Origin of the sequence: Mobiluncus sp. (assembly GCF_034180645.1) — a bacterium.
In the GTDB taxonomy this organism is placed as follows: domain Bacteria; phylum Actinomycetota; class Actinomycetes; order Actinomycetales; family Actinomycetaceae; genus Mobiluncus.
In genome coordinates, this window is the sequence record NZ_JAXFNY010000004.1 from 1 (window position 1) to 13,503 (window position 13,503).

Annotated in this window: 7 protein-coding genes; 1 reads left to right on the forward strand and 6 read right to left on the reverse strand. The window is 59.9% G+C overall.

All coding sequences use genetic code 11. The features are described from left to right. Positions 1–118: 118 nt before the first annotated feature. On the reverse strand, positions 119–1,681 hold the full coding sequence (locus SPI05_RS01075) for a cell wall-binding repeat-containing protein (protein WP_321075355.1): 1,563 nt from the start codon (positions 1,679–1,681) through the stop codon (positions 119–121). A 292-nt stretch (positions 1,682–1,973) separates the two neighbouring features. Further along, on the reverse strand, positions 1,974–3,260 hold the full coding sequence (locus SPI05_RS01080; protein WP_321075357.1) for an ATP-binding protein: 1,287 nt from the start codon (positions 3,258–3,260) through the stop codon (positions 1,974–1,976). Positions 3,261–3,614: 354 nt separating this feature from the next. Here SPI05_RS01080 and SPI05_RS01085 point away from each other — a divergent pair, with 354 nt between their 5' ends. After that, positions 3,615–4,307, forward strand: a complete 693-nt coding sequence (locus SPI05_RS01085) for a class I SAM-dependent methyltransferase (RefSeq protein ID WP_321075359.1) — start codon at positions 3,615–3,617, stop codon at positions 4,305–4,307. 74 nt (positions 4,308–4,381) lie between these two features. Here the strand turns inward: SPI05_RS01085 and SPI05_RS01090 are convergent, their stop codons facing one another. The 4 genes from SPI05_RS01090 to SPI05_RS01105 all read right to left on the reverse strand — a co-directional run bounded on the left by SPI05_RS01090 (position 4,382) and on the right by SPI05_RS01105 (position 13,503). After that, complete coding sequence (locus tag SPI05_RS01090; RefSeq protein WP_321075360.1) at positions 4,382–6,418, reverse strand: S1C family serine protease; 2,037 nt, start codon at positions 6,416–6,418, stop codon at positions 4,382–4,384. Positions 6,419–6,623: 205 nt separating this feature from the next. Further along, positions 6,624–8,315, reverse strand: coding sequence for a 2-succinyl-5-enolpyruvyl-6-hydroxy-3-cyclohexene-1-carboxylic-acid synthase (gene menD, locus SPI05_RS01095; RefSeq protein ID WP_321075361.1), 1,692 nt, complete (start codon positions 8,313–8,315; stop codon positions 6,624–6,626). 365 nt (positions 8,316–8,680) lie between these two features. Next, positions 8,681–13,042 (reverse strand): FtsK/SpoIIIE domain-containing protein, encoded by a 4,362-nt coding sequence (locus SPI05_RS01100; RefSeq protein ID WP_321075364.1) that lies wholly within the window; start codon positions 13,040–13,042, stop codon positions 8,681–8,683. After that, positions 13,042–13,503, reverse strand: coding sequence for an FHA domain-containing protein (locus SPI05_RS01105; protein ID WP_321075367.1), 462 nt, complete (start codon positions 13,501–13,503; stop codon positions 13,042–13,044). Before SPI05_RS01105 ends, SPI05_RS01100 begins: the two co-directional genes overlap by 1 nt.

The window sequence follows — 13,503 nt, forward strand, 5'->3', positions numbered from 1 at the left end:
GCGCGTTTATGGGGGGGTCTACCGCGTCCACTTGGGTAACCCGGGGGGGGGGGGTGCCCCCCCCCCGCCCCCCCCCCCCCGCAGGAATTATGATGAATTTTGAAACTAAACTAAATCATCATTCTTGACTCCATGTTTGAACTCTAACTGTTTGCCCCTCTGCCCAACCACTGTCTTTATCTGAGCCGAATCTGTCACCAAAACACTTTATCCCGTTCTTTAGTAGACCGCATGTCATCCCGTTCCCATAATCTGTATGTATTTTCACTCCATCGGGCAAAATAGAAATAGCACTACAGTAATTACCTGTTTTCTCGCTCAATTTCATGTTTGAACAATCGAAACCTTGTTTATAAAAATCAATCCACGGCATATACAGGTGGCTGGGTGCGAATAAGACAGAAGCAAATTTATCATAAGTCTTATTGTTCATTTGCATTTCTTCCTGCACCTTTTTAAAATACTCCGGCGTTGGTGCTATAGAGAACATTTGTTCTTTTGTTACAGGACGTTCCTTCCCTTTAGGAAATATAACACTGATCCCCGTGCAACCATCCCGGCTATCGCAACTCAATTGATATAGATTTTCTCTCGTCTCATCAAAAAAATAGTACCTGTCTCCGTAAACAATATCCGTATCCTTCAAAGTTTTTAAACTTGATAAATTTAAGTCCGGCATTGCCATAATGTCTTGAAGCGTTAAATCGCTCAGAGGCTTTTTCGGGATTACTCCGGTGGTGGCGGCTTGGACGGTTGTATCGGGCATGACGCCGGTTCCGCCGATAATAATCAGTTTGCTGGCACCCAGGGCGTCAGCTTTCGCTTTCACACCCTCCCCGTTTGGTGGGGAGAGCAGGATGACCCCGTCTTTGGCGGCACCAGCGACCATCGCGTCTTTCAACGCCGTACCCGACGCCAAATACACCACACTGCCGGACTTTTGAGCCTTCGCGTATTTAGCGATAGTGAACGCGGTCTCATACCTGTTCGCACCCGCCAAACGAGCCGTCGCTTTCCCACCAGCAGCCGTATTGAGAATGGAATCCGGCACAACAGCCCCACCACCCAGGGCAGTAACCTTACCGGCTTTCAGTTCGGAGACGACCCCGGGCAAGGCTGCCGCGGACGCATCAGACGTAAACGTGAGAATCGGGCCATCACGCAGTACGCTCGCTGCGACCGCGTCAGGAGAACCCGAACCCGCATTCTTGGTGATGTAAACGTTCTTTGGGGTGCCGTTAACCTTCACCCACTGCTTCGCGATAGCCACCGCCGTAGCATTACGATCCGCACCCGCCAAACGAACCACTTCCACACCTTGCCCCTTGGCCTGGTCCTCGATAGCCTGTGGCACCGCACCAGTACCGCCAAGAATCATGATTTTGCCGGGTTTCACCCCACCCAGATTCAGACTCTTACCATCAGTCAACACCACCGGGCCGTCCCCGATAGTCGCTGCTGGTAGGGCATCCACCGGGTTACGGTTAGACGCAACATACACAACCTTCCAATCAGTCCCCCACGTGTGTTTCGCCACCGCCAACGAGGTCTCCACCCCAGACGGGCCAGCCAAACGCTCATGAGCCAACTCACCAGCCACCGCCGGTGCTACTGACACACCAGCCAAACCAAGCATGGAACCAGCCGCAACCAGCCCCACCAACCATCTCTTCACACCCATAATCAAACTCCTAACGTTAGAAAAAACCTGGGTAACAAAATGCTAAGAAAACACCCCCCCCGCACGCTGTTCACCACCAGCGAACACCACCAGCAAACACAACCCGGACCGGGGTGTCGGGCGCGACCGGAGCAGGGGGGGGCGACTCAGCGAGAGGCTGGGGGGTGAGCGTTTTGCGACAATAGTCGCGCAAAACGCGAGGGGGCCCTCCCCCTTCCGCCTCTCGCGAGCGCCCCCAGCGACGAAGCGCCCCCACCGGAACCCCCTAACCCGACGGGAGTAACCCCGGAAACTAATCGAGACTGGTGGGATTCAGCAAGAAATCCAGGACGCTCATAGTAAGGATTCCGTGCTGGTCATAGGTGGGTTTCACAGTATCGCGCACCAACAAGATTTTCTTGAAGCTGTCCGGGACCTCCACAAGCGGAGCTTTCTCTTGGCGTTCCTTTTCCGAGTCCGAGATACGCCAGGCTGATTGCAGGTAGCAGCGCCGCGAACCCAGATTCGCCACAAAATCTACCTCGAGGTTTTTCCGAATGACTTTGCCGTCTTGACGAGCCTGTTTTTCCACGCAACCGACATCGACCGAGAAACCCCGCAGGCGCAGCTCATTATAAATAATGTTCTCCATTAGGTGGTTTTCCTCGACTTGGCGAAAGTTTAACCTAGCGTTACGCAGACCCACGTCCTCGAAATAGTATTTTTGCGGACTCCCGATATATTTTCGACCTTTCACGTCATAGCGAGACACCGTCTCGATCAGGAAAGACTCCTCCAAATACCCGATATAGGACGCGATAGTGTTCGCGCTGAGTTTTGACTTCAGGACGCTCTTAAATGTCGCCTCTATCCGCGACGGGTTCACCAGCGAACCAACCGAGGATGCCAGCACATTCACCAAGTCCTCTAGCTCTTGCGTTTTCTCAATTCCGTTCCGGGCAATAATGTCCTTTAAATAAGTTTCCGCAAACAAGCGCTCCAGGTAGCGCGACTTTTGCTGGTCACTGCGCATCGACAGCACCAACGGCATTCCCCCATAGAGCACATACTCCGCCCAACCGCCATACCGATCCCCGTCGAATCCACTCATGTACTCTGCAAAAGACAGTGGCCGCACCCGGACCTCGTCCCCGCGTCCGCGAAACTCGGTCAGCACATCAGAGGAAAGCATCTTCGAGTTACTGCCTGTCACGTAAACATCCACGTTGTGGGAACGGAGCAACCCATTCAAGACCCCGTAAAGACGCGGAGCCACCATCCCCTTCAGCTCTTGGCCTGTGATTGCATACTGGACTTCGTCAATGAGCACGTAGTATTGCGAGGTTTTGTCAAGGAGCCTGGATTTCAGGTAATCGTTAAGCACGCCGGGGTCGCGGTAAGCTGTCGCATCTTCCGTGTCCAGCGCGATTTCAATAATGTGTTCATCATCTACGCCCAGTTCCCGACGCAGATATTCAGCGAAAAGCCTAAACAGCAGGTAGGTTTTTCCGCAGCGTCGAACCCCGGTAATGACTTTAATCATCCCGTTTTGCATCCGGTCAATGAGCTGGTTGAGATAAACGTCCCGGCGGATTTCCACACTGTTAGTCTAATCTGCATTGAGTGATTTTGCTACATGTAGCAAAAATACTCAAAGCACGCGTGTGCAGCAAACCTGACTCAGGACTCTGCACCATTGACACTTAGCTTGACGCCGCGTCGCAAGTATTTACGAATATCCTCACGCTAGAGGCTGCTCTCCCCAGCTGAGGGCATATGCATGAACGACCGATTTCAAACCAAAATCCGCACCGCGGCTCCCCCTAACTTTTGCAAAACCGCTGGTGGACCCGATTCCAGCCTAATCAGGTTGCGGCAAACCGAAACGAAATCGGTCGTTCGTGCAGGGCATGACGTAAAACCCCGCCGGTGACCTGGCGGTAGGATAGAACCCATGCGCGCGAACCTAGACAAGAATCCTCACGACGTCCAATCCATGTTCAATGCCGTGGCCCGTCGTTACGACCTGATGAATTTTCTCGCCTCCCTGGGGCAGGAAAAAGTGTGGCGCGCCCACGTGAAGCGCGCGGTGGTGACGCGGCCATTTTTAAAGGTGTTAGATGTGGCCGCCGGGACCGGCGCCAGCTCGATTGAGTTCATGCGCGCCGGAGCCAAAGTCGTGGCGGTCGATTTTTCCGAGGGCATGATTGCCGAGGGGCGCCGGCGTCACCCGGAGATTGACTTTCAGCAGGGCGACGCGATGAACCTGGACTTTCCTGACAACACTTTTGACTGCGTCACCATCAGTTTCGGGCTGCGCAACGTGTCAGACCCAGACCGGGCTTTGCGGGAGTTTTACCGGGTGGTGCGCCCCGGCGGGCACGTGGTGGTGTGCGAGTTTTCCCGCCCAACTTTTGCCCCGTTTAGAGCCGTTTATCGGTTCTTTTTGCACCGGATTATGCCGCCGATTGCCCGGCTGTTCTCGACCGACGCGGTGGCGTATGACTACCTGGCGGAATCCATCTTGGCTTGGCCCTCTCAATACGAGTTCGCCGCCCACCTGCGCGCGGCGGGTTTCGAGCGCCTGCAGCTCAAGAATCTCACCGGCGGTATCGTCGCTCTGCACCGGGGCTACAAGCTGAAGTAGGCGCCGCCCCTCTAAATGCCAAGCTGGCCGCCGCCCGAAGGCAGCGGCCAAGCCAGCTAGACACGTGCGTACGACTATTGCGCCTGGAGCGTCACGGGAATCTTCTGTTCCTTTCCGTCACGCACCACGGTCAGTTCCACCGTGTCGCCCACGGCATATTGACGCACGAAACCGACCAGGGACAACGAGCCTTTCACGGGCTTGCCGTCAATCTTGGTGATGATGTCGCCCTGTTTCAAACCGGCTTTATCCGCGGCGGAACCGGAGTTAATTTTCTGCACCCGCGCACCCAAACGGGACACTTTGTCCACGGTGGCGACCTCTTGGCTCACCACGACGCCGAGTGCCGCGTGCACCGCTTCGCCGTGATCAATGAGCTGGGTAGCAATCATCGAAGCCTGATTAATCGGGATGGCAAAGCCCAGCCCGATAGAGCCCGCCTGGCCCTCTCCGGTCGAGCCGCCGGAACCCGAAAGACTCGCAATGGACGAGGTCACGCCTACTATCCGCCCTCGTGGATCGAACAAGGGACCGCCAGAGTTACCCGGATTTACCGCCGCGTCCACCTGAATCGCGTTCGTGGTGACTTCGGTAGGAGCAGTGCTTTTTTCAGGCTGGGAAGGCTGTATCATGCCGCCACCAAAGTAACGCCGCAGGCCAAAGGGGTCTTTCTCATCTTCACCATCGGGACTGCCCCCCTGTACCGCTTGCACCCGCACGGGACGGTCCAGCGCCGAGACAATACCCGTGGTGACCGTAGACGACAACCCCAGCGGGTTACCGATGGCCGCGACCGACTCCCCGACCTTCAGGTTGTCCGAGTTACCCAACGGCGCCACGGTCAAATCTTTCGGCGGGTTCTCGATTTTTATCACCGCTAGGTCAGTCAGCACGTCACGGCCCACGATTTTCGCTTTGTACAAGCGTCCGTCGAACAGCTCTACGGTGATGATTCCGTTGCCGTCCGCGGCTCCCGCCACCACGTGATTATTGGTCAGAATGTGGCCTTTCGAGTCGATAATCGAGCCGGAGCCCTGGTCGGATCCGTTGTTCGTTTCCACCGAAATCGCCACCACGGCGGGACGGACCGCTTTGGCCACGGCCTCCCAGTTCGGGTTCTGCGAATTGGAGTTTGCCACCGGCTCGGGGGTAGCGACGTCCTTGTCCTCCGGGTTGAACAGGGTCGAACTGGTCGTTTCTGCGTCATGCCCGAGCAAGCCGCTCTGTTCGATGGCGTACAAACCACCGGTACTCAGCAGCGATGCCGCCACCGCCACGCCGATCAAGGCTCCCCAACCAGGACGGCTTTTTTCCTTTTTATCCCCCGGGGTCGCCGCCCAGGTCAAGCTGTTTTGCAGCGGGTTCGTCGCCCCGCGGGTGCCGGCAAAGGGGTCAGAAGTCGCAAACGGGTTGCCGCCGGGGTTGCCCGGCAGGGCGGGGTTGGCGCCGACAGGCTGACCTTGGTTCGGGCTGGCCGCTCCCGATAGCGGGTTGGCCGGGTTCGCGAGGGGGTCGGAAAAGCCCGGAGTGGTGCCCCAAAAGGCGTTGGCTCCGTACTGCGCCGAAGGGTTCGCGCTCGCCGGGTTGGTCGTGTTGGCGGCGTTGGCAGAAGTGGGGTCAGTCGGGTTGGCAGAAGCGGGGTCAGTCGGGTTGGCAGAAGCGGGGTCAGTTGAGTTGGTTGAGGCGGTGCTGAACGAACCGGTGGAGCTGTTCAGGGGCTGTTCAGCGGGAACGCTCCCGGACGAGCTTGTGAAACCGTCACCACCCGGACTTGTGAAACCGTCATCGGAAGGACTGGCGAACCCCGCGCTCGCCACTTCACTAGAAGCGTGGGCCACCGGCCTGCTACCCGACTGGTCGGCGTTATCGCTATCCGCAGCAGGCTCAGCACTGGCCTGGCCGGCGGGGGTTACTGAGATAATCCGGCCGCTCAGGCTCGGAGTTTGCGTCTGGGCGGGCTGCGGGTTGTCCGATGCCGCAGCCTCCTTGGAGTTCTGGGGATTCGCGGGAATCTGCGTTTCTTGATGTTCCGGAGTGGAATCGGTATTTTCCTGGTTTTCTGACGCGGACGTTTCCTCGGGGGAAGCCCAGGGGTTATTTGTATCGCTCACTGTTTACTCCTTATAAAGTTCTCACCGGTTTTGACCCGCTGACTTCAAAATTACCTGGGAATCTGGCAGAGGTCTGCGGTCAAAGCTCGTTCCCAGGTAGGATTTGCCGGGTTTGGAATCGCCGTTACCGACGCGAGAGTTTCTACCTCTGATTTCGACACTTTTGCAATATATTCCCCAACCGCAGGATTGTTCAAAGTTAGGCTCACAGGACGACCTCCAGCAGGCTCAGCCCCCTGACCGGTTGGGTCAGGGCGGAAACCAGATCTGCCTGATTGTCTACCAACTCAGCTTGCCAGCCCGCCGCCCGAGCCAGCCCGCAAATGTCTCCGACCTGGGGAGTTAGGAACATTCGGGTGAATGTTTCCGCCGGGGCCGCACCGTGCTCCAGGCCGCCAAAGATCCGTCCGCCCCCGTTATTAATGACGATGACCTGCAAGTTTGGTACCTCTTCGGTGCGGCCGTGGCTCAGGGCACCCAGGTCGTGGAAAAACGACACGTCACCAAAAACCAGCCGCATCGGCTGACGCCGCGCCAGCGCCGCCCCCCAAGCCGAGGCAATGGTGCCATCAATCCCAGCTAGGCCCCGGTTGGTAAAGACGCGGTTCGGGGCAGAATTGCGCGCCACCGCATCGAAAACCCGGATGGTCAGCGAAGCCCCCAAGTAAAGATCCACCGGCTCGGGCGCAGTCATAGTGCTGTCCCAAATCGCTTGTGCCGCACTATGGAAACCCCAATCCTGGGTCAGGGCCGCGACCGCGTTTTCCCCCGCCACACGCCACATTTCCAGCCAGCTCTGTGGGGCCTCAGCGGCAGACCGGTGAAGAGTCGAGTGTGGTGATGGTTTCGCCGCTTTCGCCAGTTCACAAGCCAGGGTGGGCGCGTCTGTCCACTGCCGGGCGATGTTGTCGGCGAGGTTGACCGTTGTTCCCGGTGCTCCCACGGTTTCCACGGAAATGTCATGGCGGGTAACGAGCCGCGTAATCGGCCTGGTCAGGGTGGGTCGACCCGCGACAATAACTCTTTCTAGGTTGTTTTCGACTACTGCTGACAATGTGGTTCCGGCGACTTTGGCGTATCCTCGCACCGCGTTGGGGTGGCGCCGCCAGGCGGTTTGCGGTTCGGCCAGGACGGGAATCCCCGCGTTTTTGACCGCCTCACACAAGTCCGCGTAGGTGGCGTCGCTGAGATCTCCGGCAATCAGCAGGGTGCCACGCGGTGCCTGGTGCGGGTCCAGAGGGTTCTCGCTAGCGATAGCGCTGGCGGAAGCTCGAGCGGCGAACGCCTCAATAGTTTCGGGAGGTGCCAAAGGTTCGATGAAGCTGGCGTTGATATGTACCGGCCCGGGGAGGGGGAAGTGTTTTTCGTCGGTGTCCGGGTGGTGTGAAGGACTGACACCTCGGCAAGACGCCACGGCGGCGGACACGGCCTGCTGCAGTTCTGCGGCGGTGACGCCGGGCTGTATATCGGTGGAGAACCGCACGAAATCCCCAAAAATCCCCGGCTGCCAGGTCGTTTGGTTCGCCCCGGTGCCGCGCAGCGCCGCGGGGCGATCCGCGCTAAGGACCAGCAATGGCAGACCCGCATGGGCTGCCTCCATCACCGCGGGCAGGGCGTTTCCCACCGCGGTACCGGACGTCATCACCAAAACTGCCGGATGCCCCGCGCGCGTTGCCCCGAGAGCCATAAAAGCCGCATCGCGCTCATCGATGCGCACGTGCAGGTTCAGGCGGCGGCTGGCTGCCAACTGGTTTAGGGCATAGCCCAGGGGAGCATCCCGGGACCCGGGGCAATAGAACCAGTCCGTAAATCCCTGCGCAGCCAGTAGTCGCACCAAATCCCCAGCGTATTGCCGGTTTGAGGCATCCTGATTGTCTCGCTGACCGGTGTTATCCACGACTCACCCTTTCACCGCTTGGCATCGTGCTGTTTCGCGGTTTCCGTGAAACCGGGAAACCGTTGCCATGCCAGGAAACGAAAGCTGTTTTAGAAACTGCAAAATTTTCGTCTCCGGGGTCAATGTTACCTTTCAAGTACTTTCGTGCATACCGAAGGGAGGTTTATGGACAGAACCCAGTAATAAAGTTTCGATTCAGTTCAATAGTGGTGCAGCGCGGGGTCTAGCCGTCTGGTTGCGCGGGCGTTCGCCAGTTTGGTAGCGCTGACGTTAGCCGTTGTGCAGCACTGATGCTAAACCATGTTGCAGGGCTGATGTTCAGCCATGCTGTGGCGCGAGCGTTTGGTTGTCTATAGCGCGTGTGTTTAGCCGTTTTCTTGAGGAAGCTGGATTTTTGTGGCCTGGCCGCGGTGAATCCAATAGCCGCGGGCGGGCGGGAATATGGTGCCGTCCTGGGAGACGCTAACTCCGAAGATGGCGGTGGTGTCAGCGGCACTCAAGCCGAGAGACAATCCCGCGGCAGGGGCTTTGACCACCGCATTCAGTTCGGATTCTGTCATCCAAGACAGCCCGTCACGGGAATTGGCAGCGCCCGAGGCAAAAACCAGGTGTCCGCGGCTGCGTGCCGCGCGGATGACGTCTGCCATGGCCGCGGCGGCGTCCGTGTTCAGCGCGAATCCGGGCAGGTCGGCAATATAGATGGCTAAACCGGGGAATCCCGGCGGGGATTTTTGTTCCGCAACGGAAAGCAGCTGGTGATAGAAGTCGCGGAAGTCTGCGAAACCACAGGCTACCGCGTCCCAAATCTCCAGGCCAGCCAGGGTTTCCAACGCGGGCGAACTATCCTCACGACTCTGGGCAGACAACAGCACCATACCGGTGTCCGGGCTAGAGGAGCGCAGCGAACGAGCCAGCCAGCGCATGACCGCTAAGCTCACCGCCCGGTCGACTTCCCCGTCGCCTCGCGCGATGAGGTAAACCCCACTGGTGATGTTATTGATTTGCCGGCCTCCGGGGGCGCTCAGCCCCAATGCCATTTCTCCCTTGGGAGCAGTGGTGAGGGCGGTGGCGAACACCGGCACTGCCAACCGGCCAATCCGGTGGGCCGGGGTTTTCGCCAGCGTCCCCAAGCGCTCCAGGATGCGTGTCTGGGCTGGCTCGGAAGGGTCGTTACCGAGGACAGCTATCTGAATAGCTCGCGGGTCGTCCGCGACGAGGCCGCGGCCCGGGACGGAACCGTTTAACTCGATTCGCATTCCGAATGCGCCTCGCCAGGCTGCCGGGAGGTTCTCGACGCTCTCGGCACTGATGATGAAGTGGATTCCGACGACTCTGCCTCCGGTGATGAGTTCCAGGAAACTGGCAGAACTGGCTCCCGGTAGGGATTCCAACACGGCTTCCAGACCGTCAATCGCGACGATAATTCGCTCGCCACGGTCGGTTTCACCGCCCGCTACGCTATCAGCGCCGGGGGTTGCACTGGGGATGGCGCCGGGGTTCGCGCTGCGGGTTGCTCCGGCATCCCGCCCGGGTGTCGCTGAGTTCGGGGCCTTGGCACCGTTCTGTTCGCCGGACTGCTCACCGAGCTGTTCCCCGCGCAGCACTTCACGCAGTTCGGGGAAACTGCGGGTGGCGTTGCGCAGCGCAATTTCGGTACGCCAACGCCACCGGCTGACCAGGTACTCAATAGTGTCGGCAATCGTCTCCGGTTCGTTGACATGGGCTACCACACCCACGTTTGCCCAGTTCGACAGCACATCGAGGGTGGGGTCGGCACTGCAGACATAGAGAGTAACCGGACGACCCCCGGTGTTCAAACTATCGGCAGCGATAGCTCGCAACACTCCGGTGCGCCCGCTGCCGCTCGGTCCCGCCACGAACAGGTTGCCCTCCCGGTCAGGGTTAAAGCCAAAGGGGACGACGTCTTGGCGTCCCAGGTCATCGCGTACCCCCAGGCGGAACTCCGTGTCGCTGGATTGTCCCAAGGCTGCCAGGTCATAAACCTTTTCCAGTCCGGAAGTCCAGCGCCTGATTGTGGATTTCCCGCGGTAAAACGACCCTGCCAGTACCGACAGCGGCGTTGCCGCCCGCGGCACATCTACCGTGGGCTGGTCCCCGCTCTTGCCAGCCCGGCTGGAACTGTGACCTGCGAGGGCCGGAACTCGCCATAATCCGCCCGCCGATAGCTCTGGTGGGAATGCCGCTCCGCCCAGGGCGGTGAAGTTCACGGGAGCCAACTGAGCGTCAGCAAAATCGGTAATCATCAGGGTATTGAGGGTCTGGAAGCCGGTGGCTACCCCGCCGACCAGCAGGACTCCGCGGCCGGGATGCGCGAAAGCCGAGCGCGGGTCCATTTCAAAACTGCCGCAAACCATCTCTAGGGCTGCGTCCTCCAGGTGTAATACCACACGTGTCGGCAGATATTTCAGGGCTTCGCGCGGGAGCTTTTCGGTATCCCCGCCGCTCACCAACAGGTGTAATCCCAGGGCGCGGTACATGTGCAACCGCTCCGCCAGCTGCGAGAGCTGCCGTGAGGTAAATGCCTCCCCAACGGCTACGACGACAATTAAATCCGCCGGTACTCCCGCAATTTTGGCTTCGCGCGCCCGCGCCAGACTGCCCGCCCCGGATTCGCTCAGCCAGTTTTCGCGCCGCTCGGTTTCCGCTTCCAAGTAGCGGCGCAGCCGGGCAAACACGGCGTCTCCGCGCCCCGGCTCGATACCTAAACAGTGTGGGGCTTGCCCCAGTTCACCCCATTTCGTTCCGCGGGAATCAAAAATAATCCAGCTCACGTCCTCCGGGCGCTGGGTCAAGGCCAAACCCGCCAGATAGGCAGCGATAACATTGGTCCGGGCCGCCTGGTTTTCTCCCGCCACGATGGCGTTCTGGCCATCAGCCAAATCCAAAGTCACCGGGCCGGCAGCGCCGTAGCCAATCGCCGCCGCGCAGCGGGAACTGTCCCCCGATTCACCTAAAACCGCCGCGCTTTCACCAGGCATCAGGGGATAAACATCGGTCAGCTGGGCGACTACCGGCAAAGGCTCGGCGGTTTTACCGGGCAGCTTCAGGTTGGCCAGGAGTTCGGCGACTTTTCGCGCGCTGGGGGCGGTCAGCAGCAGGGGTTCCACGCTCAGCAGGCTCGGGCGGGCGGACTGCAGGGGAATCCCGTTCGAAGCGGTGTGGCGCGGACCAGGCGGGTTAGCTCCGGGAATGCGGGACACACCGTCTTGCCAAGACCCGGTCGCCAGGTCCAGGACTTGCCGAGCGGCGCTGACCGCACTACTGAGGTCGTCAACCGCGTTAACCAACCAAACGCCAGGTTCTGTAGCGAAATCTTCCCATCTTGAGGCGGCCGGGACTTCTCCGTCCACCACCAGCAACAGGCGTTGGCGTGAACCGCGCTGTCCTTTGCGGCTGGTCCAGGCTTGCGCCAGACGTTCAGCACTGGTTTCGCTCAAGTCACTGACCGGCTCTAACTCTAAATCCTCGCGCACCGCCTCGCCGTGAGGCAGGAAGCTGACCCACGCCCATTGTGCGGGTTTCGCCCCGGCGACCACGATTTTCAGGTCAGCCGGGGAATAGCGCAGAGCGGCGCGAATCAGCAACTGATTCAGCGCGGGTCCGCGCAGGTTTCGCGGACCGGTCACCGCTAGCGGGCCGGAATCAGCGGGAACATAGGCGACTTCCAGGCCGGTGTGCCCGTCGCCAACAGCGGCGGCACCAATCGCGCTGATTCGGCGGTTGATGGCCGCGACTTGTCCCGAGGTCGTGTGGCGCGTCTCCGCGTTCGGCGCCGAACCAGGGGCTGCGGTTCCGGCTGGCCGGTGGACAGCCTCACCAGCCCCGTGCCTCGTATCCGACCCCGCCATCGCTCCCCAGCCGCGAAACGGGGCTGCATCTGCGGGACTGCTCAACTTGATTTCGGGATGAGCCTGGGTGAAACCGACCGGAATCCGCATTTGCACACTCGCGTGTCCCCACAGTCCGGGCAGCAGGGCGTTGCGCGGGTCCGCCAGGTCGGTGACACTGGCGCGTATCGCCGCGTCACGTTGGTCCAAAGCCGTCCGAATCTGCGGAGTGAGCGCAGCCATGTCACGCTCATACCGCACCCAAGCCGCCCGGTTTTGGGTCAGAGCCCATCCTACTTCAGCGCCGCCCGCCACCACAGCCAGCCCCAGCAGGGCAAACGCCGCAGCGCTGGGAAAAATGACCGCCAACACCCCAAACAGGGCCACCGGCACCACAGGCACGGCGAGCGTAGCGGAATTCGCCAGCCACAGGCGGGGCCGGGCCGGCATTTCTACGTTGATTCCCAACGGTTCGGGGTCAGCAACCGGTTGCGGGGAATAAGTCAGCAAGGACTTCATACCCGCCGGAGCTGGCGGCAGCTCGGCGTTATCCCCCGCGAGTGCTAAACCTGCCCCCGGCGGTATCGGCGCTTTCGCCAGCGGCAACGCTCGCGGTAACACGTAAGGTTTCCCAACCTGCGCCGGACCTGACCCGCCAGTCTCGCCACTCGGGACTTGTGACCTCGAGCCCTCAGCAACGACCGGCAGCGACCCGGTGCCGCCCGGATCGAGCAAGGGCGCTAACGGCGTGACGGTCAGGCGAGAGGTCGGCACTCCGCCCAAAGCTGCGGCCACATCGGCAACCCGGGCGCGCGCGTCCGCGTTTAACAGCACTTCGGTGGGATTGCCCTCCACCAGGATTCTGACCGGTCTACGCATCAGGCTTCAAACCTCAACAGGTAGTTTGGCGCCAGTTCCAGCACGTCGCCGGGTTGAATGTTGTACCGCCTGTGCGGCTGCAAGTCCACTATCTGGCCCGTCGTCCGGCACAAGCGGGTGCCGTTATCCGAGCCCAGATCCTCCACGCTGACTTCCCAGCCTTGCGTACTAATACGGGCGTGAGTGCGGGAAATTTCGAGGATTTCGGGTGGAGTAGTCAGGGAAAACACTCCTTCGCGCCCATGCGTCTCCGGGGCGCGACCCACCACCAAATCGCCCGTCAGCTCAACAGTTTGCCGGTCGGTGGAACGCACCCAGCCCAATTTCGGGAAAGCCACCTGAATTGGAGCATCCAGGACTCCACCGCAAACCCGGCAGCGGGGAAAATCCAGCGGATTGTGATGACCCAGCGGACAAATCCGCACGGTATACGTTTTGCCTCCGTTGGCGCTGTGTTTCAT

What these genes read in the sequence shown, in the direction of transcription:
- SPI05_RS01075 (WP_321075355.1), bottom strand. Translation starts at nt 1,681, where the DNA reads ATGGGTGTGAAGAGATGGTTGGTGGGGCTGGTTGCGGCTGGTTCCATG.
- SPI05_RS01085 (WP_321075359.1), top strand. Translation starts at nt 3,615, where the DNA reads ATGCGCGCGAACCTAGACAAGAATCCTCACGACGTCCAATCCATGTTC.
- SPI05_RS01100 (WP_321075364.1), bottom strand. Translation starts at nt 13,042, where the DNA reads ATGCGTAGACCGGTCAGAATCCTGGTGGAGGGCAATCCCACCGAAGTG.
- SPI05_RS01105 (WP_321075367.1), bottom strand. Translation starts at nt 13,503, where the DNA reads ATGAAACACAGCGCCAACGGAGGCAAAACGTATACCGTGCGGATTTGT.